General features: G+C 57.6%; 29 protein-coding genes. 15 read left to right on the forward strand and 14 right to left on the reverse strand.

Annotated features, from left to right (window positions below; all coding sequences use genetic code 11):
• Window positions 1–65: 65 nt before the first annotated feature.
• From ACA074_RS21905 to colR, 5 genes are all read right to left on the reverse strand, one after another.
• Entirely contained in the window at window positions 66–293 is a 228-nt protein-coding gene (locus ACA074_RS21905; RefSeq protein WP_497615243.1) for a hypothetical protein, read from the reverse strand.
• Between the two features lie 2 nt (window positions 294–295).
• On the reverse strand, window positions 296–1,012 hold the full coding sequence (locus tag ACA074_RS21910) for a lipopolysaccharide kinase InaA family protein (protein WP_497677787.1): 717 nt from the start codon (window positions 1,010–1,012) through the stop codon (window positions 296–298).
• Between the two features lie 4 nt (window positions 1,013–1,016).
• Entirely contained in the window at window positions 1,017–1,685 is a 669-nt protein-coding gene (locus ACA074_RS21915; protein ID WP_187678153.1) for a class I SAM-dependent methyltransferase, read from the reverse strand.
• Window positions 1,686–1,846: 161 nt separating this feature from the next.
• Window positions 1,847–3,121, reverse strand: coding sequence for a sensor histidine kinase (locus tag ACA074_RS21920; protein ID WP_497615245.1), 1,275 nt, complete (start codon window positions 3,119–3,121; stop codon window positions 1,847–1,849).
• A complete protein-coding gene (colR, locus tag ACA074_RS21925; RefSeq protein WP_187678155.1) occupies window positions 3,111–3,794 on the reverse strand; it encodes a two-component system response regulator ColR in 684 nt (227 codons plus the stop codon). The genes ACA074_RS21920 and colR overlap by 11 nt, the downstream gene beginning before the upstream one ends.
• Before the next feature lie 219 nt (window positions 3,795–4,013).
• Between colR and ACA074_RS21930 the strand changes: the two genes are divergently transcribed.
• The gene (locus tag ACA074_RS21930) at window positions 4,014–4,757 is read left to right on the forward strand and encodes a phosphatase PAP2 family protein (RefSeq protein ID WP_497677788.1); all 744 of its coding nucleotides are present in this window, start codon (window positions 4,014–4,016) and stop codon (window positions 4,755–4,757) included.
• A gap of 101 nt (window positions 4,758–4,858) precedes the next feature.
• Here the strand turns inward: ACA074_RS21930 and groL are convergent, their stop codons facing one another.
• From groL to ACA074_RS21950, 4 genes are all read right to left on the reverse strand, one after another.
• On the reverse strand, window positions 4,859–6,505 hold the full coding sequence (gene groL, locus ACA074_RS21935) for a chaperonin GroEL (RefSeq protein ID WP_489878835.1): 1,647 nt from the start codon (window positions 6,503–6,505) through the stop codon (window positions 4,859–4,861).
• A gap of 49 nt (window positions 6,506–6,554) precedes the next feature.
• Window positions 6,555–6,848 carry a co-chaperone GroES gene (locus ACA074_RS21940; protein ID WP_003227685.1) on the reverse strand — a complete coding sequence of 98 codons (294 nt, stop codon included), beginning with the start codon at window positions 6,846–6,848 and terminating at the stop codon, window positions 6,555–6,557.
• A 259-nt stretch (window positions 6,849–7,107) separates the two neighbouring features.
• The gene (locus ACA074_RS21945; RefSeq protein ID WP_187678159.1) at window positions 7,108–7,584 is read right to left on the reverse strand and encodes an FxsA family protein; all 477 of its coding nucleotides are present in this window, start codon (window positions 7,582–7,584) and stop codon (window positions 7,108–7,110) included.
• Window positions 7,585–7,649: 65 nt separating this feature from the next.
• Window positions 7,650–8,381: a HugZ family pyridoxamine 5'-phosphate oxidase gene (locus tag ACA074_RS21950; RefSeq protein ID WP_497677789.1), complete on the reverse strand. Its 732-nt coding sequence runs from the start codon at window positions 8,379–8,381 to the stop codon at window positions 7,650–7,652.
• A 163-nt stretch (window positions 8,382–8,544) separates the two neighbouring features.
• Between ACA074_RS21950 and ACA074_RS21955 the strand changes: the two genes are divergently transcribed.
• Window positions 8,545–9,303, forward strand: a complete 759-nt coding sequence (locus ACA074_RS21955; protein WP_497677790.1) for an SDR family oxidoreductase — start codon at window positions 8,545–8,547, stop codon at window positions 9,301–9,303.
• 129 nt (window positions 9,304–9,432) lie between these two features.
• On the opposite strand, the gene apbC is transcribed toward ACA074_RS21955, so the two are convergent.
• On the reverse strand, window positions 9,433–10,527 hold the full coding sequence (apbC, locus tag ACA074_RS21960) for an iron-sulfur cluster carrier protein ApbC (protein WP_187678162.1): 1,095 nt from the start codon (window positions 10,525–10,527) through the stop codon (window positions 9,433–9,435).
• A gap of 155 nt (window positions 10,528–10,682) precedes the next feature.
• On the opposite strand from apbC, the gene metG reads away from it, so the two are divergent.
• The 8 genes from metG (at window position 10,683) to ACA074_RS22000 (ending at window position 17,699) form a co-directional block, all read left to right on the forward strand.
• The gene (gene metG / locus ACA074_RS21965; protein ID WP_497677791.1) at window positions 10,683–12,734 is read left to right on the forward strand and encodes a methionine--tRNA ligase; all 2,052 of its coding nucleotides are present in this window, start codon (window positions 10,683–10,685) and stop codon (window positions 12,732–12,734) included.
• A gap of 131 nt (window positions 12,735–12,865) precedes the next feature.
• Entirely contained in the window at window positions 12,866–13,435 is a 570-nt protein-coding gene (locus tag ACA074_RS21970; protein ID WP_497677792.1) for an electron transport complex protein RnfA, read from the forward strand.
• Window positions 13,432–14,640, forward strand: a complete 1,209-nt coding sequence (gene rsxB / locus ACA074_RS21975) for an electron transport complex subunit RsxB (RefSeq protein ID WP_497677793.1) — start codon at window positions 13,432–13,434, stop codon at window positions 14,638–14,640. The genes ACA074_RS21970 and rsxB overlap by 4 nt, the downstream gene beginning before the upstream one ends.
• Window positions 14,627–15,610, forward strand: a complete 984-nt coding sequence (locus ACA074_RS21980; protein WP_497677794.1) for an RnfABCDGE type electron transport complex subunit D — start codon at window positions 14,627–14,629, stop codon at window positions 15,608–15,610. Before rsxB ends, ACA074_RS21980 begins: the two co-directional genes overlap by 14 nt.
• Window positions 15,607–16,212 carry an RnfABCDGE type electron transport complex subunit G gene (locus ACA074_RS21985; protein ID WP_497677795.1) on the forward strand — a complete coding sequence of 202 codons (606 nt, stop codon included), beginning with the start codon at window positions 15,607–15,609 and terminating at the stop codon, window positions 16,210–16,212. Before ACA074_RS21980 ends, ACA074_RS21985 begins: the two co-directional genes overlap by 4 nt.
• On the forward strand, window positions 16,209–16,778 hold the full coding sequence (locus tag ACA074_RS21990) for an Rnf-Nqr domain containing protein (RefSeq protein ID WP_497615253.1): 570 nt from the start codon (window positions 16,209–16,211) through the stop codon (window positions 16,776–16,778). The genes ACA074_RS21985 and ACA074_RS21990 overlap by 4 nt, the downstream gene beginning before the upstream one ends.
• A complete protein-coding gene (gene nth, locus ACA074_RS21995) occupies window positions 16,775–17,413 on the forward strand; it encodes an endonuclease III (RefSeq protein WP_187678169.1) in 639 nt (212 codons plus the stop codon). Before ACA074_RS21990 ends, nth begins: the two co-directional genes overlap by 4 nt.
• A 106-nt stretch (window positions 17,414–17,519) precedes the next feature.
• On the forward strand, window positions 17,520–17,699 hold the full coding sequence (locus ACA074_RS22000; protein ID WP_401272110.1) for a PA3496 family putative envelope integrity protein: 180 nt from the start codon (window positions 17,520–17,522) through the stop codon (window positions 17,697–17,699).
• Between the two features lie 89 nt (window positions 17,700–17,788).
• Here the strand turns inward: ACA074_RS22000 and ACA074_RS22005 are convergent, their stop codons facing one another.
• Window positions 17,789–18,415, reverse strand: coding sequence for a response regulator transcription factor (locus ACA074_RS22005; RefSeq protein WP_042560733.1), 627 nt, complete (start codon window positions 18,413–18,415; stop codon window positions 17,789–17,791).
• 517 nt (window positions 18,416–18,932) lie between these two features.
• Between ACA074_RS22005 and ACA074_RS22010 the strand changes: the two genes are divergently transcribed.
• Window positions 18,933–19,649, forward strand: a complete 717-nt coding sequence (locus ACA074_RS22010) for a hypothetical protein (protein ID WP_401272117.1) — start codon at window positions 18,933–18,935, stop codon at window positions 19,647–19,649.
• A gap of 132 nt (window positions 19,650–19,781) precedes the next feature.
• On the opposite strand, the gene ACA074_RS22015 is transcribed toward ACA074_RS22010, so the two are convergent.
• Complete coding sequence (locus ACA074_RS22015) at window positions 19,782–20,999, reverse strand: argininosuccinate synthase (protein ID WP_095190449.1); 1,218 nt, start codon at window positions 20,997–20,999, stop codon at window positions 19,782–19,784.
• Window positions 21,000–21,128: 129 nt separating this feature from the next.
• Window positions 21,129–22,037, reverse strand: coding sequence for a flagellar protein MotY (locus tag ACA074_RS22020; RefSeq protein WP_187678171.1), 909 nt, complete (start codon window positions 22,035–22,037; stop codon window positions 21,129–21,131).
• 160 nt (window positions 22,038–22,197) lie between these two features.
• On the opposite strand from ACA074_RS22020, the gene pyrC reads away from it, so the two are divergent.
• Both pyrC and rnt read left to right on the forward strand, forming a co-directional pair.
• Entirely contained in the window at window positions 22,198–23,244 is a 1,047-nt protein-coding gene (gene pyrC, locus ACA074_RS22025) for a dihydroorotase (protein ID WP_095190451.1), read from the forward strand.
• Window positions 23,241–23,918: a ribonuclease T gene (rnt, locus tag ACA074_RS22030; protein ID WP_095190452.1), complete on the forward strand. Its 678-nt coding sequence runs from the start codon at window positions 23,241–23,243 to the stop codon at window positions 23,916–23,918. Before pyrC ends, rnt begins: the two co-directional genes overlap by 4 nt.
• A 72-nt stretch (window positions 23,919–23,990) precedes the next feature.
• Here the strand turns inward: rnt and ACA074_RS22035 are convergent, their stop codons facing one another.
• A complete protein-coding gene (locus ACA074_RS22035) occupies window positions 23,991–24,593 on the reverse strand; it encodes a peroxiredoxin (RefSeq protein ID WP_187678173.1) in 603 nt (200 codons plus the stop codon).
• 314 nt (window positions 24,594–24,907) lie between these two features.
• Between ACA074_RS22035 and ACA074_RS22040 the strand changes: the two genes are divergently transcribed.
• Complete coding sequence (locus tag ACA074_RS22040) at window positions 24,908–25,126, forward strand: bacterioferritin-associated ferredoxin (protein ID WP_093430580.1); 219 nt, start codon at window positions 24,908–24,910, stop codon at window positions 25,124–25,126.
• 200 nt (window positions 25,127–25,326) lie between these two features.
• Window positions 25,327–25,800, forward strand: coding sequence for a bacterioferritin (gene bfr / locus ACA074_RS22045; protein WP_187678174.1), 474 nt, complete (start codon window positions 25,327–25,329; stop codon window positions 25,798–25,800).
• The last annotated feature ends 6 nt before the right edge of the window (window positions 25,801–25,806 follow it).

Consider the following 25,806-nt stretch of genomic DNA (forward strand, 5'->3'; position numbering starts at 1 on the left):
ACGCAAATTTCGTGCATAAAAAAGGCCTCGCATTTGCGAGGCCTTTTATGTGGGCTTCAATCGGTTCAACTCTGTGGCCTCATCCCTTGAGAAAGTCCGAACATGAACAGCAGCAAATCATGATCGGGCCTGGACGCCACGGAGGCTTTCGCCACCCGTGGTACCGCGCAGTGAGCATCGTCTATCGACGCGCCAACCACCTGCATGCGGGGCTGCTCCCAGGCAGCCACCGCCAGTGAAGCAACTGCCAAGGCTCCAACCAAAAACAAACCTCGTGCAATTTCGAGTTTCATCGCTATAAACCTTTGATAGCGCTGCCAAACGCCGTCTCGTAAAAATAGACGAGTTTCTTCCAGTCCGCGTCGCGGAACGACGAGTGGCGACGCAATTGCTTCATGTCATGGGAGGCGGCGCGATAGGCGGTCAGGCGCTGGCGGCATTTCTCCAGATCGATCAACGCGACTTCGACTTTGGCCGACTCGCCTTCACCGGTCACTCGCACAAACACGTGTTTAATGTAGATGCAGCTGTGCTGCCAGCGGCCCTTGTGCATCCGCGCCAGGTTTTCGGCGAGATCCTTGAGCACGCGTTCATAGATCGCATCGCCACAATGATCACGACCACCAGCCGCCGCCAGCCAATGTTCCAGCTCCTGAAAACCGTCCAGGGACTTGGTCACTAGCAATGCGCGCCACTTGTGCTGCGGATCAGGCTGGGCACCGCAGAAGACGATTTGCGGCACGCGCACACCAAGTTTGCTGACGCCGGTCAGGGCATCGAGTTCGCGCAATACCGTCGGACGTCCGAACGGATGCAACCAACTGCGATAGATGTGCCCAGTCTGGCGCTTGGCATACAGCAGTTGGCCGTTCTTGCCCACGATCCGTTGCACACCACTTTCACCGCCACGACGAACGTTGGGCTCTTCGACCCACTCGCCGCGCTGACTCCAGTAGTAGTCGAAGCTATCCTGGGAAGCGACTTCCGTTTCTGCTGCAAATTGCACTGCCATCCTGTTACCTCTTGCGTAATACGTAAACCCGCCACATCGCATAGAGCGGAATAAAGTCCAGTTGTTCCTGAATGCGGAAACCCGCTTCTTCAAATTCTTTTTCGACTGTTGCCGCCGGTAACAAAAAGCGATTCTGGTAATCGCGGTTGGGACGATCCTTCTCCGCACGCTTGCGTTTCCAGGCTTTGAAATTGCCGTCGACCCACAATGAAACGATGACGCTGTCACGGGTTACGCGTTCGAATTCGCGAAGAATCGCCCGGCGGTGCTCGGCCTCACCGATGTGATGAAGCAAACGCATGCAGAAAATGCTGTCGACGGCGTTATCCGGCAAGGCAATGTCGAACGCAGAAGTGTGCAAAGGTTGTACCCGTTTCACCACTTCTGCCGGTTGTCCTTCCATCGCCGTCTTGATCATCGATTCGGAATTGTCCGCACCGATGATCACCCGGTTGGGTTTTTCCGCCAGTAACGGCCAGAAACGTCCGGCGCCGCACGGCAAATCCAGCACCAGGCCGGGTTCGCCGGCCAGCGCCAGCGCCTTACGGGCCAGCTGTTCGTCACGCAAATGAGACAGGCGACGCCCCAGGCTTGCCTTATGCTTGCGCAAATATTTCTGCGCATGTTGATCGTCGTACTTTTCGGAAAAATCGAGTTTGATCGGGCCGGTCATCACCTGGACTCCTGAATGACTGATGACACCACCTTAAGGAGCGGCATGTCAGCGTCAGGTCATCCAGTTGTGAAAATTTTGTCAGGTAAACCGGCAAATTATTACAGCGTTATACAGGATTTGGACAGGTTGGCGGGAGTAGCATGGAGCCACTATTTGCGTCAGATTTTGCCGAGATCTACCTCGAAGCGGCAGCCATTGGGCTCCATTGTACTTAAACTGACAATCCAGCCCTGGTTTTCGCAGATACGCTGCACCAGCGACAAGCCAAGCCCCAGGCCTTCGCCGCGCTTTTCACTGCCACGGACAAACGGCTCGAACATCGCCTCGCGTTTCTCCTCGGGAATGCCCACGCCAGAGTCCTCGACCACAAACCCGTTGGCGCTGAGCGTCAGGCGAATGAAACCCTGCTCGGTGTAATGGCAAGCATTGCGCAACAGGTTACCCATCACCGCCGTCAGCAACGTCGCGTTGTAGCAGGTCGCGGCGGGGTTGCCGGCTTCAAACTGCAAATTCAAACCTTTGCTTTCGATCGGTTCGCGCCAGACACACAGCAGGCTGTCAGCCACTTGGGCAATATTCTGTTGCGGCGCCGCCCCCGCGTCTTCGCGCTGGGCACGGGCGAGCATCAGGAAGGTTTGCACCAGTTCACGCATCTCCTCACTGGCCCGGGCAATACGCTCGACCTGTGAGCGACCGCGTTGATCGATCGCCGGGTTTTCCAGCAGCAACTCGCAAGAGCTGGCCAACACCATCAGCGGTGTGCGCAATTCGTGACTGACATCGCTGGTGAACAGCCGTTCGCGGGTCAATGCCTGACGCAAACGCCCCAGCGTGGCGTCGAACGCCACGGCCAGTTCTCCGACTTCATCAGCCGCATAGTCCGGCGCCAGTGGGGGTGCCAGCCCCAGCAGTTGATCGCGATGGCGAACCTGCCGAGCCAGCCGCACCACTGGCGCCATCACTTTGCGCGCAAGCACCCAGCCGAGGAATACCGCCAACGCCAGACTGAGCACAAAACCCACCAGCACCACGGCAAACAACACGCGCTCGCGTTCTTCGAAATCGCTTTGGTCCTGCAGCAGCACATAACGCCGACCATCGACGATTTCGACCATCGCGTGATACGACAACTGCTCGCGGAACACTTCGTGGAACCCCGCATCGAGATGCCGCAGATCCTTGGGCAAGTCGAAATCGCCCGGGCCGCCGCTGAAATAGAACAACTGGTCCGGCTCTGGGCGATGGCTCCAGTCCGAGACATTGTCCATCAGCAACAGACGCTGCAAATCGCCGCCCAGCCCCGCTGAAATCAGTTTTTCCTCTACCAGATGCACCGTCGCGACGATACCCATGGCGAATGCACCGGCCACCAGTGCGCTCATCAGCGCGAAAGCAATGATGATCCGCTGGGAAAGGCTTTGCTTAAACTCCATCACGGCCCTCGGCCAAGCGGTAACCCACGCCGTGCACGGTGTGCAGCAGTGGCTTGGCGAACGGTTTGTCGATCACCTGACGCAATTGGTGGACATGACTGCGCAGGCTGTCGCTGTCCGGGCAGTCATCTCCCCACAGCGCTTCTTCAAGAATTTCCCGGCGCAGCACGTGTGGGCTTTTCTGCATCAACACCGCGAGCAGCTTGAGCCCCACAGGGTTGAGTTTCAGAAACTTGCCTTCACGCGTCACTTCCAGAGTGTCGAGGTCGTAGCTCAGATCACCGACCTGCAATGCCCGACGCCCGCCGCCCTGGGTACGACGCATTACCGCTTCCACCCGCGCGGCCAGTTCGGACAAAGCGAATGGCTTGATCAGGTAATCGTCCGCCCCGGACTTGAAGCCCTGCAAGCGGTCGTCCAGTTGATCGCGGGCGGTAAGCATGATCACCGGCGTGTCGCGACGCGCGTCTTCGCGCAGGCGCTTGCACAGCGTGTAGCCGTCAATGCCCGGCAGCATGATGTCGAGCACGATCAGGTCGTAATGTTCGGTGGCTGCCAGATGCAGGCCCGACAGTCCGTCCTGGGCGCAATCGACGGTATAGCCCTTGAGCCCAAGGTAATCGGCCAGATTGGCCAGGATATCGCGGTTGTCTTCGACCAATAGAATTCGCATGGGCACCTCCTCCGTACACGGTAACGGCCGTCGTGGCCCGCGCAGCTTACGGCCAAGTGTGGCTCAGGGCTAGGCGTGTGTCGGGTTGTTTATCGATAAAGATACGGATTGCGCCAGCCAACGTTTTTTTCACTTTTGGTTAACAAATCAGCAACGCCATCACGCGCAGACTCCGCGCAATTGCGCTCATCGAACCCACTTACCGACCAAGGAATTGCCATGGTGTCGACCTCTGCCCGTCCTGTTTCAAGGCCGCTGAATCTCTGGCTGTGCCTGGGCGTTCCCGCCTTCGCGGCGTTGATTCTGGTGCTGCTGGAACTGACCGATCTGGACATGGATCTGGCCCGGCTGTTTTACGACCCGGTCGCGGGCGACTTCATCGGCCGCCACAGTTTCTTCCTTGAAGACATCCTGCATGACCGCGCCAAGCAGGTGGTGATCGCTTTTTCAGTGTTTGCCATTCTCGGCTTCATCGGTTCGTTTTTCATCGAGCGGCTGAAACCGTTCAAACGCGAGTTGGGCTGCCTGGTGCTCTCGCTCGGTTTGGCCACTTCATTCGTGACACCGGTCAAAGCGGTGACAGCCGTGCAATGCCCATGGAGCCTGGAGCAATTCGGCGGCCATGAAACCTATAGCAAACTGCTCGACCATCGCCCGCCTACCGACAAGCCTGGCCGTTGCTGGCCCGGCGGTCATGCAGCCACGGGGTTCACTTTGTTTGCGCTGTTCTTTGTGCTGCGTGACCGGCGTCCGCGTCTGGCCAGACAAGCGTTCATCTTTGCCTTTGCACTGGGTTCGGTGTTCTCGATCAGCCGGATGATGCAGGGCGCGCACTTCTTTTCGCACAACGTGTGGACGGCGATCTTCTGCTGGCTGATTTGTCTGGGCTCGTATTACTGGGTGCTGTATCGCCCGGCGGCGAGGGTTGATGCAGCAGTCAAAACACAACCGGTCAGCGTCTGAACTGACGTCATCGCTGGCAAGCCGAACCTCAAATCAGAGGCAATAAAAAACCCCACTGGCTTTCGCCAGCGGGGTTTTTGCGTTACGGGGGTAAGGCTGGCTTACATCATGCCGCCCATGCCACCCATGCCGCCCATGTCTGGCATGCCACCACCAGCGCCACCGTCTTTCTTCGGTGCGTCGGCAATTGCAGCTTCGGTGGTCAGGATCAGACCGCCGATCGACGATGCAGCTTGCAGAGCGGAACGGGTCACCTTGGTTGGGTCCAGGATGCCCATTTCGATCATGTCGCCGTATTCGCCAGTCGCGGCGTTGTAACCGAAGTTACCTTTGCCGTTCTTGACTTCGTTGACCACAACGCTTGGCTCGTCACCGCTGTTGGCAGCGATCTGGCGCATCGGTGCTTCAACAGCACGACGCAGAACAGCGATACCCACGTCCTGATCAGCGTTTTCGCCTTTCAGGTCCAGGATGGCTTCCAGAGCACGGATCAGCGCAACGCCACCGCCAGGTACCACGCCTTCTTCAACGGCTGCGCGGGTTGCGTGCAGGGCGTCTTCAACGCGGGCTTTCTTCTCTTTCATTTCAACTTCGGAACCAGCGCCAACCTTGATCACTGCAACGCCGCCGGACAGCTTGGCCAGACGTTCTTGCAGCTTTTCACGGTCGTAGTCGGACGAAGTTTCGCCAACCTGAGCACGGATCTGAGCGATACGCGCCTGGATGTCGGCTTCTACGCCAGCACCGTCAACGATGATGGTGGCTTCCTTGGTGATGGTCACGCGCTTGGCGCTGCCCAGGTTTTCCAGGGTGGCGCTTTCCAGGCTCAGGCCGATCTCTTCGGAGATAACGGTACCGCCGGTCAGAACGGCGATGTCCTGCAGCATGGCCTTGCGACGGTCGCCGAAGCCTGGAGCCTTGACGGCTGCAACCTTGACGATGCCACGCATGTTGTTCACTACCAGAGTCGCCAGGGCTTCGCCTTCAACGTCTTCCGATACGATCAGCAGTGGACGGCCGGCTTTGGCAACGGCTTCCAGTACTGGCAGCATTTCGCGGATGTTCGAGATCTTTTTGTCGACCAGCAGGATCAGCGGGCTGTCCAGCTCGGCAACCATGGTTTCCGGCTTGTTGACGAAGTACGGGGACAGGTAGCCACGGTCGAACTGCATGCCTTCTACAACCGACAGTTCGTTTTCCAGGCCAGTGCCTTCTTCAACGGTGATCACGCCTTCTTTACCGACTTTTTCCATGGCTTCGGCAATGATGTCGCCGATGGAGCTGTCGGAGTTGGCCGAGATGGTGCCGACCTGAGCGATGGCCTTGGTGTCAGCGCATGGCTTGGACAGGTTTTTCAGCTCTTTGACAATGGCGATGGTCGCCTTGTCGATGCCGCGCTTGAGGTCCATCGGGTTCATGCCGGCAGCGACGGCTTTCAGGCCTTCGTTGACGATCGACTGAGCCAGAACGGTAGCGGTGGTAGTACCGTCACCGGCGTCATCGTTGGCACGGGAGGCAACGTCTTTGACCAGCTGCGCGCCCATGTTTTCGAAACGGTCTTCGAGTTCGATTTCTTTGGCGACGGAAACGCCGTCCTTGGTGATGGTCGGAGCGCCGAAGCTCTTCTCGATGATCACGTTACGGCCTTTCGGGCCCAGGGTCGCTTTTACTGCGTCAGCCAGGATGTTGACGCCCTTGAGCATTTTCTTACGGGCGGAATCGCCAAACAGAACTTCTTTAGCAGCCATGATCGATATTCCTTAAATACTTTGTAGTAGCGGGAAAATGAGCGGGAAATCAGCCTTCCAGTACAGCGAGAATCTCGTTCTCAGCCATTACCAGCAGGTCTTCGCCGTCGACTTTCACAGTGTTGCTGCCGGAGTAAGGACCGAACACAACCTTGTCGCCGACTTTAACGGCCAGCGCACGTACTTCACCGTTTTCCAGAGTCTTGCCTGGGCCTGCAGCGACGATCACACCGTGGTTGGCTTTTTCAGCAGCCGAACCTGGCAGGACGATACCGCCAGCGGTTTTCTTTTCTTCTTCGCTGCGACGGATAACGACGCGGTCATGCAGAGGACGAAGCTTCATTGTCGATCTCTCCTAATTGTGGTTTTCATCGGCCGGTGTAGTCCCGGCGGGTTTACAAATCCGGCCTGCGCCGGTTGCGATTCGTCGAGCGAACCGCGGAAGTCTGTCCGACTCGAATGTCGGAAACCTTTCGGTGACCGTTACATAGGGGCGCATAAGCTTATTACAAGGGCGCAGCTAAAAAAATTTCGCAGTTGCTCGTCGTAAAAGGAGCGCAAAAACGAGCACGGCACCCGAAGGTGCCGTGTCGATGCAGACGTTATTTGGTGTCGCGGTGTTCGAACTCGCCTTCGATCACATCACCTTCGCGGCCAATAGGCTCGCGCGGTGCAGGACCGCCACGGGGTTGCAGGTCGTCAGCAAAGGCACGCTGACGCATGGCCTGATCTTCGGCGCGCTGACGCATTTTGTTCGCCAGCAGACGACGGGTGAACGGCAGCAGCATCACCAGACCGACCACGTCGCTGATGAAGCCCGGCAGGATCAACAGGCCACCGGCCAGTGCCAGCATCAGGCCTTCAAGCATGGTTTGCGCAGGCAGTTCGCCGCGGTTCAGGCTTTCACGGGCACGCAGTGCGGTGGCCAGACCGGCGACGCGCAGCACGAACACACCGAACATCGAGCCGAGAATGATCAGCAGCAGGGCCGGGAAAAACCCGATAGACCCTGCCACTTTGACGAATACGAACAGCTCCAGCACCGGAAACAGCAGAAAGAGCAACAAAAAAGGGCGCATCAAAGATTCCTCAACGCAAGAAATACCTTGCAGTAAGCCTTAGATGACGTCGCCCTTTCGTGAATTCAAGCGTCGACCCCTGCATTTTTTGGCCAAACCTCTGCGTGAGCCAGAGAAACCAAGGCTTCGCGCACTTGTATCGGCGTATGACATGGCGCTTGAAACGGTAGCCAGTACAGCGCCTGACCGATGCGCAGGTGCATGCCTTCGCTGTCGATCCCGGCCAGTTGCGCCGGCTCGGTTTTCGGCAGCCCGGCCAGATAGACGTAGTGCGCGATGGCCTTGGCGTGGTCGCTGTTCATGTGCTCGACCATGCTGATCTCGGCTTTGCCGGCAAACGGGTTGGCCAGGGTCAGTTGATCAATCCAGTGAATCGCACCAAAACCGCCGATATAGCGATGGCGCACCGGGTTCAGTACCCAGAAATCGAAGTCGTGGGCCTTGTGGTAGTTCTTTGAATCCGGGAAATAGCGGTAGTAACGCTGCGCCGCCGCTTCGATGGCCGCCGGGTCTTCGAGCTTTTGCGCCTCAGCCAGATACGTCAGGCGACCAACGGCTTGTACGTCGTCGGCCTCACGTTCGCCCACCAACATCGAGCATTTCGGGTCTTTTTGCAGATTGTGGGTGTGCTGGGCGATACGGCTGATCAGGATCAGCGGCCGGCCCTGCTCGTCCAGGCAATACGGCACGACGGAGCCAAAGGGAAAACCGGGCATCGATTTGGAGTGGGTCGACAGCACGCCCCGGTATTCCTTGAGAAGCAATTCTCGGGCATTCTTGGCCGCTTCAACGCTCAATTTATGACTCCTTAATTAGAATCCGTCGAAAAAACGGACAGGTGCCTTGGATAAGTTCCAGTCACCTTCGGGGCAATTCTCATGTGCAGCCAGGCCATGTCGGGTGCAGATCGAGAGGCTCTCTAAAAGGACCACCACTCTGACCTGCTATCGGGGCATGCGAATGCAACTCAACGACAAAGTAATCATTATCACTGGCGGTTGCCAAGGTCTGGGCCGCTCGATGGCCGAGTATTTCGCCGGCAAAGGCGCGAAGCTGGCCCTGGTCGATCTGAACCAGGAAAAACTCGACGACGCGGTTGCCGCTTGCAAAGCCAAGGGCGTCAAGGCGCGCAGCTATCTGTGCAACGTCGCCAATGAAGAACAGGTCGAGCACATGGTTGCTCAGGTCGCCGCCGACTTTGGTGCGATCCACGGTTTGATCAACAACGCCGGGATTCTGCGTGACGGACTGCTGCTCAAGGTCAAGGACGGCGAAATGACCAAGATGAGCCTGGCCCAGTGGCAGGCGGTGATCGACGTCAACCTGACCGGCGTGTTCCTGTGCACCCGTGAAGTGGCAGCAAAAATGGTCGAGCTGAAAAACAGCGGCGCGATCATCAACATCTCGTCGATCTCCCGCGCGGGCAACGTTGGCCAGACCAACTACTCAGCCGCCAAGGCTGGCGTAGCGGCGGCCACCGTGACCTGGGCCAAGGAGCTGGCGCGGTATGGCATTCGTGTGGCGGGCATTGCCCCGGGCTTCATCGAAACTGAAATGACCCTGGGCATGAAGCCGGAAGCGCTGGAGAAGATGACCGCGGGCATCCCGCTCAAGCGCATGGGCAAGCCGGAAGAGATCGCCCATTCGGCGGCGTACATCTTCGAGAACGACTACTACACCGGTCGGATTCTGGAGATGGATGGCGGGTTGCGGATCTAAACACACCACAAAACCAAATGTAGGAGTGAGCCTGCTCGCGATGCAGTAGTCCATTCAACACATCCGTTGAATGTTAATCCGCCATCGCGAGCAGGCTCACTCCTACAGATTTTCAGCGTGGCCGATTTATCAATCGTCGCTGATGGTGATATTCGGCATCGCCGGCGTTGCCGCTTCCTGCAAGACAATCCGCGCGCCGACATGGCGGGCCAGTTCCTGATAGACCATGGCAATCTGGCTGTCCGGTTCGGCGATTACCGTTGGTTTGCCGCCATCGGCCTGCTCGCGGATCAGCATCGACAACGGCAGCGAAGCCAGCAGTTCGACGCCGTATTGAGTCGCCAGCTTCTCACCACCGCCCTCACCGAACAGATGCTCGGCATGGCCGCAGTTCGAGCAGATGTGCACAGCCATGTTTTCAACCACACCGAGCACGGGGATGTTGACCTTGCGGAACATCTCCACGCCTTTGCGCGCGTCGAGCAGCGCCAGATCCTGCGGGGTGGTGACGATCACGGCGCCAGCCACCGGGACTTTCTGCGCCAGAGTCAGCTGGATGTCACCGGTACCTGGCGGCATGTCGATGACCAGATAATCCAGATCGCCCCACGCAGTTTGCGTGACCAGTTGCAGCAGCGCGCCGGAAACCATCGGCCCGCGCCAGACCATCGGCGTGTTGTCGTCGGTCAGGAATGCCATCGACATGACTTCAACGCCATGGGCCTTGAGTGGCACGAACCATTTCTGATCCTTGACCTCTGGGCGAGTGCGCTCGGGGATACCGAACATGATGCCCTGGCTCGGGCCATAGATATCGGCGTCGAGAATCCCGACCTTGGCGCCTTCACGGGCCAATGCCAGTGCGAGGTTGGCCGCAGTGGTCGATTTGCCCACACCGCCCTTGCCCGATGCCACGGCGACCACGTTCTTGACGTTGGCCAGGCCCGGAATCTGCGCCTGGGCCTTGTGCGCGGCGATCACGCTGTTGACTTCAACCCTGGCGATCACCACGCCGTCGATGTTTTCGATGGCCAGTTGCAGCAATTGCGCCCAGCCGCTCTTGAACAGACCGGCGGCATAACCGATTTCCAGTTGTACGTTGACGCGATCACCGATGATCTCGATGTTTTTCACGCAACCGGCGCTGACCGGGTCCTGGTTCAGGTAAGGGTCAGTGTATTGGCTGAGGACGGCTTCCACCGCTGCGCGAGTGACGGCACTCATGGGCAACTCCGATAACAAGACTGGGAAAAGATGGCCGCTATCCTACCCCTTCTATCCTCCAGACGGCATGCCCGGCAACGATTTGCAGGGGTGAAATATCTTGGCCGGCGCTTTATAGTGGCCGACCTCCGTTTCATCAAGTAGCGAAGCCCCACATGTCCGAACCACGCAAGATCCTCGTCACCAGCGCCCTGCCCTACGCCAACGGTTCGATTCACCTTGGCCACATGCTGGAATATATCCAGACCGATATGTGGGTGCGCTTCCAGAAGCATCGCGGCAATCAATGCATTTATGTCTGCGCCGACGACGCCCACGGTTCGGCGATCATGCTGCGCGCGGAAAAGGAAGGCATCACCCCGGAACAACTGATCGCCAACGTGCAGGCTGAACACAGCGCCGACTTTGCCGAGTTCCTGGTCGACTTCGACAACTTCCACTCCACTCACGCCGAAGAAAACCGTGAGCTGTCGAGCCAGATCTATCTCAAGCTGCGTGACGCCGGGCACATCGCCCAACGCTCGATCACCCAGTATTTCGACCCGGAAAAGAAAATGTTCCTGGCCGACCGCTTCATCAAGGGCACCTGCCCGAAATGCGGCACCGAAGACCAGTACGGCGACAACTGCGAAAAATGCGGTGCGACCTACGCACCAACCGACCTGAAGGATCCGAAGTCGGCAATCTCCGGCGCCACCCCAGTGCTCAAGGATTCCCAGCACTTCTTCTTCAAGCTCCCGGACTTCCAGGAAATGCTGCAGGTATGGACCCGCAGCGGCACCCTGCAAGACGCCGTAGCCAACAAGATCGCCGAGTGGCTGGACGCCGGCCTGCAACAGTGGGACATCTCCCGCGATGCGCCGTACTTCGGTTTCGAGATCCCGGACGAGCCGGGCAAATATTTCTACGTGTGGCTGGATGCGCCGATCGGCTACATGGCCAGCTTCAAGAACCTTTGCGACCGCACGCCTGAGCTGGACTTCGACGCGTTCTGGGGCAAGGACTCCACCGCCGAGCTGTACCACTTCATCGGCAAGGACATCGTCAACTTCCATGCGCTGTTCTGGCCAGCGATGCTCGAAGGTGCGGGCTACCGCAAGCCAACCGGCATCAACGTGCATGGTTACCTGACCGTCAACGGTCAGAAGATGTCCAAGTCCCGCGGCACCTTCATCAAGGCGCGCACCTACCTTGATCACCTGTCGCCGGAATACCTGCGCTACTACTACGCGGCCAAACTGGGCCGTGGCGTCGATGACCTCGACCTGAACCTCGAAGACTTCGTGCAGAAGGTCAACTCTGACCTGGTCGGCAAAGTGGTCAACATCGCCAGCCGTTGCGCCGGCTTCATTCAGAAAGGCAACGCCGGCCTGCTGGTCGACAACAATGCTGCGCCAGAGCTGACCGAAGCTTTCCTCGCCGCCGCGCCAAGCATTGCCGACGCCTATGAAGCCCGCGACTTCGCCCGCGCCATGCGTGAAACCATGGCCCTGGCCGATCGCGCCAACGCCTGGATCGCCGACAAGGCTCCATGGTCGCTGAACAAGCAGGAAGGCAAGCAGGATGAAGTCCAGGCGATCTGCGCCACCGGCATCAACCTGTTCCGCCAACTGGTGATCTTCCTCAAACCGGTGCTGCCGCTGCTGGCCGCCGATGCCGAGGCGTTCCTCAACGTCGCGCCGCTGACCTGGAACGACCACACCACCCTGCTGGCCAACCATCAGCTCAACGAGTTCAAGCCGCTGATGACCCGCATCGACCCGGTAAAAGTGCAAGCCATGAGCGACGCCTCCAAAGAAGACCTGACCGCCAGCCAGACCGACACCGGTGCCACCGCCCCTGCGGGCAATGGCGAACTGGCCAAGGATCCGCTGTCGGCGGAAATCGACTTCGACACCTTTGCCGCTGTCGACCTGCGCGTCGCACTGATCGTCAAGGCTGAACACGTGGAAGGCGCCGATAAGCTGCTGCGCCTGACCCTGGACATCGGTGACGAGCAACGCAACGTGTTCTCGGGGATCAAGAGTGCTTACCCAGACCCGTCCAAGCTCGACGGTCGCCTGACCATGATGATCGCCAACCTCAAGCCACGGAAAATGAAATTCGGTATCTCTGAAGGCATGGTGATGGCGGCAGGTCCTGGCGGTGAAGAAATCTACCTGCTGAGCCCGGACAGCGGCGCCAAGCCGGGTCAGCGCATCAAGTAAGTCTATGCGTTAGATCGATCCCACAGACGTGCTCCGCATGCCTGTGGGATTTTTCATATCTGGCCCACCCTTCGCGGCAGCCGGATAATGCCTAACCTTATGAGACACCCGCCCGTTTCGCCGGCAGAACCATGACCGAACTTGTGCTTACGCTTTTCAGTGCTGCGCTGCTCAACAACTTCGTGTTGCACTGGCCGCTGGGCGTCGATCCGCTGCTGGCTGGCAATCGCCGCCAAGTGCATGCGCTGGGACTGGCAACGTTGTGCCTGATGGTGGTGGTCGGCGTGTTCAGTTACGCGGTCTGGCACTGGCTGCTGGTGCCGCTGCAACTTGAAGCTCTGCGCCTGTTCGTGTTTCTACCGCTGAGCGTGCTGTTGATCGCGCCGATCCTGAAATTGCTGGCGCGCGGACTGCCCGACTGGCCGTTCGAAGGTTTGTGGCCGCTGTTACTGGGCAATGCCGGCGTGCTCGGCCTGGCGCTGATCAATGCGCAGAACGATCAGGGCCTGTTGCAGGCGACGGCGCTGAGTCTCGGTGCCGGGTTGGGCTTCTGGCTGGTGCTGAGCCTGTTCAGTGATTTGCGCGAACGCAGCGCCGACAACGATATTCCACTGCCCTTTCGCGGTTTGCCGATCGATCTGATCAGCGCCGGACTGATGGCTGTGATTTTTCTCGGATTCAGTGGACTGATCAAAACATGAGTCTGATTCAACGCATCGATGCCCTGCTGCCCCAGACCCAATGCGGCAAATGCGGCCATCCCGGATGCAAACCCTACGCACAAGGCATCGCCGAGGGCGAGCCGATCAACAAGTGCCCGCCGGGCGGTGACGAAACGGTCGCGGCGCTGGCCGAGTTGCTGAAAGTGCCGGTGCTGGAACTGGATATCAGCCGTGGCTCGGCACCGCCCCAAGTCGCCTACATCCGCGAAGCCGAATGCATCGGCTGCACCAAGTGCATTCAGGCCTGCCCGATCGACGCGATCGTTGGCGCCGCCAAATTGATGCACACGGTGATCATCGACGAATGCACCGGTTGCGATTTGTGCGTGGCGCCTTGCCCGGTGGACTGCATCGAAATGCATCCACTGCCGCTCGGCACGCTGCCGGTGGTCGGTGGCCTGGCCTTCAGCCTTGAAGAACAGCGCGCCCGCGCCGCCAAACGCGATCACGCCCGCCAGCGCTTTGAGCGACGCAACGATCGCTTGCTGCGCGAAGAACAACAGAAGCAGGCTGAGCGAGAGGCTCGAGCGAAAAAAGCGGCGCAACCTGAAGTCACTGCAACTGACCCGGTGCAGGCTGCACTTGAACGTGTGCGCGCGCAGAAAACCGCGACCGCCGATGCCGCGTTGAAAAAAGCCAAGATTGATGTAGCGATGAGCCGCGCACAATTGCATAAATCCCTGAAAGCCTTCGGCCATCCGCCGACTTTTGAGCAGCAGTCGCAATTGATCGTCTTGCAGCAGCAATTCGAAGCGGCCGAACAGGCTCTGGCGAAACTTGAAAGCAACGCACCCGGCGATCCGGTCACGCCAGTCCCGGCGAAGGACGCTGAACTGAAACGGGCGAAGATCCAGTTGGCCATGCGCCGCGCCGAGCTGAAAAAGGCCCAGACCGCCGAGGCGCCTGCGCAGCAGATCGCCACGCTGGAACAGGCCCTGCGTGACGCCGAGCAGGCACTGCACGCTGCCGAAGCCGCCAGTGATCAGCCCATGCCTGACCTCGTACGCGTGGAAAAACACCCGATCGACAGCCAGCTTCGACAGCTGAAAACCGAATTGGCCAACGCCCGCGCCGACCTCAATAAGCTCGAACGCCGCGCCGACACGCCGGGCGAAACCCTCGACAAGGCCCGCGCCCGCCTGCAAGACGCCGAGCGCCAGGTGCAAGACCATGTCGCCCCTTGAGACGCCGGAAGATCGCCTGCAACAGGCGATGAAGCTGGTGCTGTTGGCCATGCTGCCGGGGCTGCTGGCGCTGTTCTGGATGTACGGTTGGGGGGTATTGATCAACTTGTTGTTGGCCGTCAGCGGCGCATTGATCGTCGAGACAGGCGTCACACGCCTGCGCCGACAGCCTTTGCAGCCGACACTGAGCGACGGCAGCGCACTGGTCAGCGCCACACTGCTCGCCGCTGCCCTGCCGCCTTATTGCCCGTGGTGGCTGACGGTGATCGCGATTGCTTCGGGCTTGCTGTTTGGAAAACACCTGTACGGTGGTGTTGGCAAAAACCCATTCAACCCGGCCATGCTCGGTTTTGCGCTGGCCATTGTGATGTTCCCGCAACCGATGACCCACTGGCCGGCCCAAGGCATGGGGCTGCTCGACACCGTGCAGCAGGTGTTCAATCCAAGTCAGGCTCCTGACGCCTGGGTTCAGGCGACAGCACTGGACAGCCTGCGCATCAACAAAAGCCTGACCATCGATGAACTGTTCGCCGCCAATCCAGCCTTCGGGCGCTTCGGCGGACGTGGCGTGGAATGGGTGAATCTGGCGTTTCTCGCCGGCGGGCTGTTTTTGCTGCAACGGCGGGTGTTCGGCTGGCATGCACCGGTTGGCATGCTTGCCAGTCTGTTTGTGGTCAGTTTGCTGTTCTGGAATGGCTCTGGCTCCGATTCTCACGGCTCGCCACTGTTTCATCTGCTGAGCGGGGCGACCATGCTCGGCGCGTTTTTCATCATCACTGAACCGGTATCCGGGGCAAAAAGCGCACTCGCTCGCCTGCTGTTTGGTGTCGGTGTCGGGCTGCTGACTTACCTGATCCGCACCTGGGGCGGTTACCCGGACGGTGTCGCATTTGCGGTGTTGCTGATGAATCTCTGCGTGCCGGCGCTGGAGCGTTTTGCCGCAAACCGACAAGCCCAGGTGACCCCATGAACCGCACGACCAGCGTACTCATACTGCTGCTGTTGGCCGGGTTCGGCATCGGTGCGACGTATCTGGTGCAACGCAGCAATGCGCCGCAAATTGCTGCCGAGCAACGTCTGCTCGACAGCCGCAAACTGCTCGATGTGCTCGCTTCAGAAACTTATGACAATCAACCGCTGCAGCAGCCGCTGGCATTGGCCGACATTGCCTTGAGCCACAGCACGCTGAGCGGCGGTTATCGCGCGACCAATGCCGGGCAAACGGTCGCAGTGCTGCTGCGTAGTCAATCGCAGGGTTATGCCGGGAGCATCGAGCTGCTGATTGCCATTGATGCGAACGGAAAATTGTTGGGCGTGAAAACCCTCAAACAAACCGAAACCCCGGCGCTTGGTGGCGTGATCGGCGACTGGCCTAACACCTGGCTCCAGGCATTCGTTGGCAAATCGAGCAACGAGCCGACGGATTCAGGTTGGGCGTTGAAAAAGGATCAGGGACAATTTGATCAAATGGCCGGTGCGACCATCACGTCCCGCGCGGCGATCAACGCAATCCATGATGCGCTGCGTTACTTCGATGAGCATCGCGCGGCGTTGCTGGGAAGTGGAACATGAATCTGTCGAATGCTCTGATGCTGGTTCTGCTACTTGGCACCACACAAACGCTGGCCGGTGCGCTGGGCACGCTGATGATGTTTGCCACCGTCGTGCTGGTCTATGGCGTCTGCATGGCACCCCTGCGTTCGCGCCTGAACGGTTCAAGTGCGTTGCTGGCAAGCCTGTTGCTCGCCGCTACGTTGACCAGTTGTGTGGAAATTTTTACGCAACGCTTTTATCTGCCCTGGCATCAGAACTTTGGCCTTTATGCTGGCCTGATTGCCTTGCAGTGCGTGGTGCTGGAACAGCATGGATTTTTCCGCCAGACGCGGATCGAACGGCTCAAACTCTGCGGTTTGTTCAGCACATTGATGCTGGTACTCGCTGTAATGCGTGAACTGCTCGGTCATGGCAGCCTCGGTCGCGGACTATCAGAACACTGGCAAGGTCTTGTTTTATTCAGTGAGGGGCTGCACATGGTCACTCTGGTTCCCGGCGCCTTCATCGTATTGGGGCTGCTGCTTGCGGCCCGTCAGGCGTGGACTCGCTCGAACTCAATTCCCAAGGAAACGCATCGCCCATGAATGCCGCAAAACGTCTTGAGATTTTTCGCCGACTGCATGAAGACAATCCCGAGCCGAAAACCGAATTGGCCTACTCCTCGCCCTTCGAATTGCTGATTGCTGTGATTCTCTCGGCGCAGTCGACTGATGTCGGCGTCAACAAGGCGACGGCGAAGTTGTTCCCGATCGCCAACACCCCGGCGGCGATCTATGCGCTGGGTGTCGAAGGCCTTTCCGAATACATCAAGACCATCGGCCTCTACAACAGCAAGGCCAAGAACGTCATCGAGACCTGCCGCATGCTGGTCGAACGCCACAACAGTGAAGTGCCGCAAACGCGTGAAGAGCTGGAGGCCTTGCCCGGCGTAGGCCGAAAGACCGCAAACGTGGTGCTGAATACGGCGTTCCGTCAACTGACCATGGCGGTCGACACGCACATTTTCCGGGTCAGCAACCGCACTGGCATTGCACCGGGCAAAAACGTGGTTGAAGTGGAAAACAAGCTGATGAAATTTGTGCCGAAGGAATTCCTGCTCGACTCCCACCATTGGCTGATTCTTCACGGACGCTACGTTTGCCTGGCGCGCAAGCCACGCTGTGGCAGTTGCAGGATCGAAGACTTGTGCGAGTACAAGGCCAAAACATCGGACGATTGACCGGCTATTAGATTTATTAACTGATCGATTGAAAAAATCTTTTTTACCCGTTGCTGCATTACCGATATAAGGGGCGCCAAAGGCAGTCTTAGCCGGAGTTAACCTTATGAGTAGCGACAAAGAGCAACTGGACGTAGAAGACGACGTTGACACCGCGGACGCTGACGCTGAGGAACCGGTAGTCGAAGTCGCCAAAACCAACCTGAGCAAACGCCGCACTATCGACAATCTGCTGGAAGAGCGCCGACTACAAAGGCGATTGGCCGATTACGACTTTGATCTCTGACATTTGAAAGCCTCCCGAAATGGAGGCTTTTCACTTTCTGCGACTAACTGAATCAGATCGGCCCATGACCCCGTCAGCTACCGAGACATTCAGACCAGTCCATTACGCTGTGCCAACTCGATCAAGTCCACCAGTGAACGCGCATTGAGTTTGAGCAACAAGCGGGTCTTGTAGGTGCTCACGGTTTTGTTACTCAAAAACATGCCATCGGCGATTTCCTTGTTGGTCTTGCCACGGGCCAACTGTTGCAACACCATCATTTCGCGCCCGGAAAGGCGATCCACCATGTCGGCTTCACTGGCATTACCCAGACTGGTGCGCACTGTATGCAACGCCTGATTGGGGAAATAACTGTAGCCGGAGAGCACGGCCTTGATCGCGCTGAGTAATTCGGTCAGATCCTGCTGTTTACATACATAACCCGCCGCGCCCGACTGCATGCAACGCATTGAAAAATGGCCAGGCGCCTGGGAAGTCAACACCAGCACTTTAATAGGCATGGCAACCGAGGTAAGGCGCGCAATAACTTCCAACCCATCAAGTTTCGGTATTCCAATATCCAGAATGACAATATCCGGCATTTGTTCGCGAGCAAGTTGTAACGCATCCACACCGTTATCTGTTTCTGCAATGACTTCGTAGCCATGACGTTCCATCAGCATACGTACCGCAAGTCGAATGACGGGGTGGTCATCCACGATCAGCACTTTATTCATGGGCAAGTCCAGTTTCGCTGTTCGAATTTTTAGAGCACGCACAATATCCCAGTCACTTGCTCCATGGCATACCGGGGCTCTGATGCACTCGCATCGAGAGACATACCCTACGGGCATTGAGGATAATTCCTACAAAAAATCTGTCTCCCTCTAAACATCTGACAAAACCCACCTTTCAATCCCATGCAATATTTCAGCTTTGAACTTGTAACCGCGTGCAACCGACTTCTCTGGAGACTCCCTGTCCGAGCAGCTATTCGTTGCATTCGTCACATGGGCAAGTGAATGAATATCCGCATCACGTCATACGGAGATTACACATCCGAAACATCAAGAAATAGCCGCAATTTCTTACAGCGCCAATATACTCCCCACCCAACCATAAAGACTTGAAACAAGCTATTTATACTTAAGAGAACAGTTTTGCTATAAATAGAAACACCAACTACCCACTCACGACAATCAAGAACATATAAAGCGACTAACAATGAGAAAAATCAAAAACGAGAAAACACCCATGTTTAAAATAAAAAACAAAATCACCAACCCCATGACAGTTATCGCTATATTTGCAGCCATCTCCGAGACATCAGCTGCTATCTCTCTGCCGTTTCTCAACAATGAAGATCGCGAAATATACGTCTGGTTTCTGATCAGCTTTCCGTTTTATTTGTTACTTCTATTTTTTATTACCCTGAACTTCAACCACCGCTCACTTTATTCACCCTCTGACTTTGGCAAAGACAAGAGTTTTCTAAAGGCCAACGACCACAATGATCGCGACAACAAACGAAACATGCCGACGCAGGACACAATCGCACATTGCACGTTCGGCATATCAAGTAGTGTTGTGCCCAGCGAAACCGCTGCAGCCCAATGCGCCAACACGGGAAAAATCCATAATACGCTCGATCCGCCTCCTGGCATCATTACGAAGTCACACCGGACGCTTCAATACAATATTCAGTTGTCCGCTTCTGTAAGCAACCTGCACATCATCGATGCACGGGATATTGATGCATCGAGAGAGTTCGCCACGATTGTGGAAAAAATCCAACGCACCGACAAAAAAGCCACCCGTGTGATCGTGTTTCTTTCCAATCACGTGTCGGACGTTTCGCTGACAGAAAATGTGTTGCTGCACATCAAGCACGCGAAGAAAGGCTCAGGCACCACACTCTGCGTGGTTTACAACCTGTGCTCACAAGGGGTAACGCTGTTGGCGCGGGCCTGAAGAAAGAAGCATTGCCGAGAAGCAGATGCAGCGGAAAAACGTTCGATAAGAGCCAGACAAAGAATTTAAAAAAAGGGCGGCCTTGTCTCGAAGACAAGGCCGCCCTTTCATTGGCGCGTCAGTCTGTAAAAATCAGAACAGCTTGCGGCCCTTGTTGGCAGCAATACGCATGCGCAGGGCGTTGAGCTTGATGAAGCCCGCCGCGTCGGCCTGGTTGTAGGCACCGCCGTCTTCTTCGAAGGTCGCGATGTTGGCGTCGAACAGCGAATCGTCGGACTTGCGGCCGGTGACGATCACATTGCCCTTGTACAGCTTCAAACGAACAACGCCATTCACGTTGACCTGCGAAGCGTCGATCATCTGTTGCAGCATCAGACGCTCAGGGCTCCACCAGTAGCCGGTGTAGATCAGGCTGGCGTACTTTGGCATCAGCTCGTCTTTGAGGTGAGCGACTTCACGGTCCAGAGTGATCGATTCGATGGCGCGGTGAGCGCGCAGCATGATGGTGCCGCCCGGGGTTTCGTAGCAGCCACGGGACTTCATGCCGACATAACGGTTCTCGACGATGTCCAGACGGCCAATGCCGTGCTCGCCACCAATCTTGTTCAACGTCGCCAGCACGGTGGCCGGGGTCATTTCGACACCGTCCAGTGCAACGATGTCGCCGTTGCGGTAGGTCAGTTCCAGGTATTGCGGCTTGTCAGGCGCGTTCTCCGGGGAGACGGTCCAGCGCCACATGTCTTCTTCGTGCTCGGTCCAGGTATCTTCCAGCACGCCGCCTTCATAGGAGATGTGCAGCAGGTTGGCGTCCATCGAGTACGGGGATTTCTTCTTGCCGTGGCGCTCGATCGGGATCGCGTGCTTCTCGGCGTAGTCCATCAGCTTCTCGCGGGACAGCAGGTCCCACTCACGCCATGGCGCAATCACTTTCACACCTGGTTTGAGCGCGTAGGCGCCCAGCTCGAAACGTACCTGGTCGTTGCCCTTGCCGGTGGCGCCATGGGAAATGGCGTCAGCGCCGGTTTCGTTGGCGATTTCGATCAGACGCTTGGCGATCAGCGGACGTGCGATGGAGGTACCCAGCAGGTACTCGCCTTCGTAAACGGTGTTGGCGCGGAACATCGGGAACACGAAGTCACGCACGAATTCTTCGCGCAGGTCGTCGATGTAGATTTCTTTGACGCCCATGGCCTGAGCCTTGGCGCGAGCCGGCTCGACCTCTTCGCCCTGACCCAGGTCAGCGGTGAAGGTCACCACTTCACAGTTATAAGTATCCTGCAGCCACTTGAGGATCACCGAAGTGTCCAGGCCGCCGGAATACGCCAGAACGACCTTGTTTACGTCCGCCATGCCATCACTCCACGGGGTTCTACGGAAAGCCGAGGAGTCTACCGCCCAAACGCGATAATTTACAGAGGCGCGACAGCTTAAGACGACAAAGCGACAGAATCTGTCGAGAGCGCGACGATGACTGGCGGGTCAGGAAGTCGCTGCGGTGTTGGCCGGAGTGCTCGCTTGCGGCGCCGGAGCGGTGGTTGGCGCCACTCGCGCCAGTTTGACATTGACCCGACGGTTTTTCGCACGATTGGCCGCATTGGTGTTCGGCACAATAGGATATTGCTCGCCGTGGAAACGCACCGTGATCTGCGATTCCTGAATACCATTGGCCTTGAAAAAGTCGACCACCGCCAGCGCCCGGCGGCGCGACAACTCACGGTTGGTCAGGCGATTTCCGCTGTTGTCGGAATGGCCGTCGAGCTCGATGTGATTGACCGTAGGATCGGCCTTCATGAATTCGAGCATAACTTGCAGCTTGGCTTTGGCGGCGGCGTCGAGGTCTACGCCTTCCCCGGGGAAACCGATCTGCGACTGCTTGATCTGGTCGAAATTCTGCGGCAGCAATTTCGCCACACAGGTCTGGTAGTCGTTAAACGCCTTGCTGAACTTGACCGGCAATAAACGCACTTCCGACACTCGGCCATCACCCGAAGCACGGCGCACGACAGGACTGCGACCGTCCAGCAGGCCACTGATCAGACCGCCAGCCTGAGACTGCGAGCTGTTAAACAGGACATTGCCGCTACCGAGCCTGACGCTGCCCAGATTGATGTCACCACGGCCCGGTTGCCATGGTGCTGCGGCCGCGAGCAACGTCGCCGACCCGCCGCCCAACATGGCGTTGTAGGCGTTCAGACGGAATATCGCCTGCTCACCGGCCTTGCGCACGAATTCACCCGAACCGAAGTCGGTGATCGGTTGTGTCAGGCGGCATTCGAACTTGTCGCCGGCGACCGTCCACTCAATGTTCTCCAGGCGAGTCTGGTAGGTCAGCGCCATCGCGGGAAGGCTGGCAAACACACTGAGCAAGGCTAAATAACGCTGGCGCACGGGAGGCTCCATTGGCTTCTGAAACACAAAGACCGATTCACACTATGTTTACGGCATACCTACGGGATATCGGAAGCTTCCCGCAAAACTTGATAGCGAGTGCCTGCAAGAGTCTTTTCCGGTAGCATTCGCCTCAGTTTGACCCGCCTGGAATCCCCTCATGTCCGACCGCCTGACCCTGCTGCGTCCCGACGACTGGCACATTCATCTTCGCGATGGTGCCGTGTTGACCAATACCGTTGCCGATGTTGCGCGCACTTTTGGTCGCGCCATCATCATGCCCAACCTGGTACCTCCGGTGCGCAACGCCGCTGAAGCCGACGGCTATCGCCAGCGGATTCTCGCTGCCCGCCCGGCCGGCAGTCGTTTCGAGCCGTTGATGGTGCTGTACCTCACCGACCGCACCCAACCCGAAGAAATTCGTGAAGCCAAGGCCAGCGGTTTCGTACACGCCGCCAAGTTGTATCCGGCTGGCGCCACGACCAACTCCGATTCCGGGGTGACCAGCATCGACAAGATTTTCCCGGCGCTGGAAGCCATGGCCGAAGTCGGCATGCCGCTGCTGATCCACGGCGAAGTCACTCGCGGCGACGTCGATGTCTTCGACCGCGAAAAGATCTTCATCGATGAACACATGCGCCGTGTGGTCGAGCGTTTCCCAACGCTGAAAGTGGTGTTCGAACACATCACCACCGGCGACGCCGTGCAGTTCGTCAACGAGGCATCGGCCAACGTCGGCGCAACCATCACTGCGCATCACCTGCTGTACAACCGCAATCACATGCTGGTTGGCGGGATTCGGCCGCACTTCTATTGCCTGCCGATTCTCAAGCGCAATACGCACCAGGAAGCCCTGCTCGACGCCGCCACCAGCGGTAGCGCGAAGTTCTTCCTCGGCACCGATTCGGCACCGCACGCCCAGCACGCCAAGGAAGCCGCTTGCGGCTGTGCCGGCTGCTACACCGCGTACGCCGCCATCGAGTTGTATGCCGAAGCGTTCGAACAGCGTAATGCCCTGGACAAGCTCGAAGCGTTCGCCAGCCTCAATGGTCCGCGTTTCTACGGTTTGCCGGCCAACACCGATCGCATCACCCTGGTTCGCGAAGAATGGACCGCCCCAACCAGCCTGCCATTTGGCGAGCTGACCGTTATCCCGCTGCGCGCCGGTGAAAAACTGCGCTGGCGCCTGCTGGAGGAACACGCGTGAGTGAAGACCATTTCGACGACGAACTGGAAGGTCAAGGTGGCGGCGGCGGTTCCCGTCATCCGATGGCAGCGCGTTTTCGCGGTTACCTGCCGGTTGTCGTCGACGTAGAAACCGGTGGCTTCAACTCGGCCACCGACGCATTGCTGGAGATTGCCGCGACCACCATCGCCATGGATGAAAAGGGTTTTGTATATCCGGATCACACCTACTTCTTCCGCGTTGAGCCTTTCGAAGGCGCCAACATTGAAGCAGCGGCGCTGGAGTTCACCGGGATCAAGCTTGATCACCCATTGCGCATGGCGGTCAGTGAAGAGACGGCTCTCACCGACATCTTCCGTGGCATCCGCAAGGCGCTGAAGGCCAACGGCTGCAAGCGAGCGATTCTGGTCGGCCACAACAGCAGCTTCGATCTCGGCTTCCTGAATGCCGCCGTCGCGCGGCTGGACATGAAGCGCAATCCGTTCCATCCGTTTTCGAGTTTCGATACCGCGACACTGGCTGGTCTGGCTTATGGCCAAACCGTCCTGGCAAAAGCCTGTCAGGCAGCGGACATCGATTTCGACGGCCGTGAGGCGCACTCGGCGCGTTACGACACAGAGAAGACTGCCGAGCTGTTCTGCGGCATCGTCAACCGCTGGAAACAGATGGGTGGCTGGGAAGACTTCGACGACTGATCGTCGCCGTTTCAACCGCGCATAAAAAACCGGCCACGTGGGCCGGTTTTTTTGTACCTCGACGTTGATGCCTTACAGGGCAGCAGCGTTCTCGGTCAGGTATGCAGCAACGCCTTCTGGCGAAGCGTTCATGCCTTTGTCGCCTTTCTTCCAGTTGGCAGGGCAGACTTCGCCGTGCTCTTCGTGGAATTGCAGAGCGTCGACCAGACGGATCAGCTCTTCCATGTTACGGCCCAGCGGCAGGTCGTTGATGATCTGCGAGCGGACAACGCCCTTGTCGTCGATCAGGAACGCGCCACGGAAAGCCACGCCGCCTTCGGATTCAACGTCGTAGGCCTTGGCGATTTCGTGCTTCATGTCGGCAGCCATGGTGTATTTCACCTGACCGATGCCGCCATTGTTCACTGGAGTGTTGCGCCAGGCGTTGTGGGTGAAGTGCGAGTCGATCGACACAGCGATCACTTCAACGTTGCGTGCTTTGAAGTCAGCCATGCGGTTGTCCAGAGCGATCAGCTCGGACGGGCAGACGAAGGTGAAGTCCAGTGGGTAGAAGAACACCAGGCCGTATTTGCCTTTGATGGCCGAGGACAGGGTGAAGCTGTCAACGATCTCGCCATTGCCGAGTACGGCCGGGACGGTGAAGTCAGGGGCTTGTTTGCCTACGAGTACGCTCATTGATATCTCCTGGTGTAAAAACTTGAAGTTCAGGGTCCGGGCCAGCCTGCCACCCTGAGGCGACAGCCCTGTGACACGAACCCCCTTCGCAAGGGCCGACCATCATACACTGCGTTTTTGGCCTGTCCTTAACGGTTTTTTAAAGCAGGCGGATAACGGCGTTGCATTTACAGGGCCAGGCAGATGGCCAGTCACTACCGCTCGTCAGTCACTCGCTAATCCCGGCAAAAGCCTTCCGAAAGCACTTTGACAATCATTCTCGTTAACATTAAGATCCATCGCAATTGAGTCACAACCAGCGACGGTTCTCACTTATGTATGTTTGTCTCTGCACTGGCGTCACCGACGGTCAAATCCGCGATGCGATCTATGAAGGTTGCTGCAGCTACAAAGAAGTGCGCCAAGCCACCGGCGTCGCCAGCCAATGCGGCAAATGTGCCTGCCTGGCCAAGGAAGTGGTTCGCGAAACCCTGACGAAGCTGCAAACCGCCCAGGCTGCGATCCCCTATCCAGTAGAATTTACTGCTGCGTAATTACCCCTATTTCAAAGAACCGGACTTATGTCCGGTTTTTTTATGCCCGCAAATCAATCGGTTAGGCTCTAGACGCGGAACACAAACATTCTTATTCAGATTTATTTTCATTTATTATTCAATAACTTAGGTTTGACACTTATAAACGTGCAGCTCAAACTCCGCCTTATATACAGCTATTACAGGGCAGGACTCCGATCATGAAAGGCGACATTACAGTCATCCAGCATCTCAACAAGATCCTTGCCAATGAGCTGGTCGCGATCAATCAGTACTTCCTGCATGCGCGCATGTATGAAGATTGGGGCCTGAACAAGCTGGGCAAGCACGAGTACAAAGAATCCATCGACGAGATGAAGCACGCGGACAAGCTGATCAAGCGCATCCTGTTCCTCGAAGGCCTGCCGAACGTGCAGGATCTGGGCAAGCTGCACATCGGTGAGCACACCAAAGAAATGCTGGAGTGCGACCTGCGTATCGAGAAGACCGGCCACGCCGACCTTAAAGCCGCCATCGCGCATTGCGAGACCGTTGGCGACTTCGGTAGCCGTGAACTGCTCGAAGACATTCTCGAATCCGAAGAAGAACATATCGACTGGCTGGAAACCCAACTGGGCCTGATCGACAAAGTCGGTCTTGAGAACTATCTGCAATCGCAGATGGGCGAAGAGTAAGTTAGC

Source organism: Pseudomonas sp. LBUM1655 (assembly GCF_059716085.1).

Coding starts and splice junctions, on each gene's coding strand:
- ACA074_RS22010 (WP_401272117.1), top strand. CDS start 18,933: ATGTTTAAAATAAAAAACAAAATCACCAACCCCATGACAGTTATCGCT.
- ACA074_RS21990 (WP_497615253.1), top strand. CDS start 16,209: ATGAATCTGTCGAATGCTCTGATGCTGGTTCTGCTACTTGGCACCACA.
- ACA074_RS21945 (WP_187678159.1), bottom strand. CDS start 7,584: ATGCGCCCTTTTTTGTTGCTCTTTCTGCTGTTTCCGGTGCTGGAGCTG.
- ACA074_RS21985 (WP_497677795.1), top strand. CDS start 15,607: ATGAACCGCACGACCAGCGTACTCATACTGCTGCTGTTGGCCGGGTTC.
- rsxB (WP_497677793.1), top strand. CDS start 13,432: ATGAGTCTGATTCAACGCATCGATGCCCTGCTGCCCCAGACCCAATGC.
- ACA074_RS21940 (WP_003227685.1), bottom strand. CDS start 6,848: ATGAAGCTTCGTCCTCTGCATGACCGCGTCGTTATCCGTCGCAGCGAA.
- ACA074_RS22040 (WP_093430580.1), top strand. CDS start 24,908: ATGTATGTTTGTCTCTGCACTGGCGTCACCGACGGTCAAATCCGCGAT.
- ACA074_RS21915 (WP_187678153.1), bottom strand. CDS start 1,685: ATGACCGGCCCGATCAAACTCGATTTTTCCGAAAAGTACGACGATCAA.
- ACA074_RS21930 (WP_497677788.1), top strand. CDS start 4,014: ATGGTGTCGACCTCTGCCCGTCCTGTTTCAAGGCCGCTGAATCTCTGG.
- ACA074_RS22005 (WP_042560733.1), bottom strand. CDS start 18,415: ATGAATAAAGTGCTGATCGTGGATGACCACCCCGTCATTCGACTTGCG.
- ACA074_RS21955 (WP_497677790.1), top strand. CDS start 8,545: ATGCAACTCAACGACAAAGTAATCATTATCACTGGCGGTTGCCAAGGT.
- ACA074_RS22015 (WP_095190449.1), bottom strand. CDS start 20,999: ATGGCGGACGTAAACAAGGTCGTTCTGGCGTATTCCGGCGGCCTGGAC.
- ACA074_RS21920 (WP_497615245.1), bottom strand. CDS start 3,121: ATGGAGTTTAAGCAAAGCCTTTCCCAGCGGATCATCATTGCTTTCGCG.
- bfr (WP_187678174.1), top strand. CDS start 25,327: ATGAAAGGCGACATTACAGTCATCCAGCATCTCAACAAGATCCTTGCC.
- nth (WP_187678169.1), top strand. CDS start 16,775: ATGAATGCCGCAAAACGTCTTGAGATTTTTCGCCGACTGCATGAAGAC.
- groL (WP_489878835.1), bottom strand. CDS start 6,505: ATGGCTGCTAAAGAAGTTCTGTTTGGCGATTCCGCCCGTAAGAAAATG.
- ACA074_RS21910 (WP_497677787.1), bottom strand. CDS start 1,012: ATGGCAGTGCAATTTGCAGCAGAAACGGAAGTCGCTTCCCAGGATAGC.
- ACA074_RS21905 (WP_497615243.1), bottom strand. CDS start 293: ATGAAACTCGAAATTGCACGAGGTTTGTTTTTGGTTGGAGCCTTGGCA.
- ACA074_RS22000 (WP_401272110.1), top strand. CDS start 17,520: ATGAGTAGCGACAAAGAGCAACTGGACGTAGAAGACGACGTTGACACC.
- metG (WP_497677791.1), top strand. CDS start 10,683: ATGTCCGAACCACGCAAGATCCTCGTCACCAGCGCCCTGCCCTACGCC.
- ACA074_RS21980 (WP_497677794.1), top strand. CDS start 14,627: ATGTCGCCCCTTGAGACGCCGGAAGATCGCCTGCAACAGGCGATGAAG.
- ACA074_RS21970 (WP_497677792.1), top strand. CDS start 12,866: ATGACCGAACTTGTGCTTACGCTTTTCAGTGCTGCGCTGCTCAACAAC.
- colR (WP_187678155.1), bottom strand. CDS start 3,794: ATGCGAATTCTATTGGTCGAAGACAACCGCGATATCCTGGCCAATCTG.
- ACA074_RS22035 (WP_187678173.1), bottom strand. CDS start 24,593: ATGAGCGTACTCGTAGGCAAACAAGCCCCTGACTTCACCGTCCCGGCC.
- pyrC (WP_095190451.1), top strand. CDS start 22,198: ATGTCCGACCGCCTGACCCTGCTGCGTCCCGACGACTGGCACATTCAT.
- apbC (WP_187678162.1), bottom strand. CDS start 10,527: ATGAGTGCCGTCACTCGCGCAGCGGTGGAAGCCGTCCTCAGCCAATAC.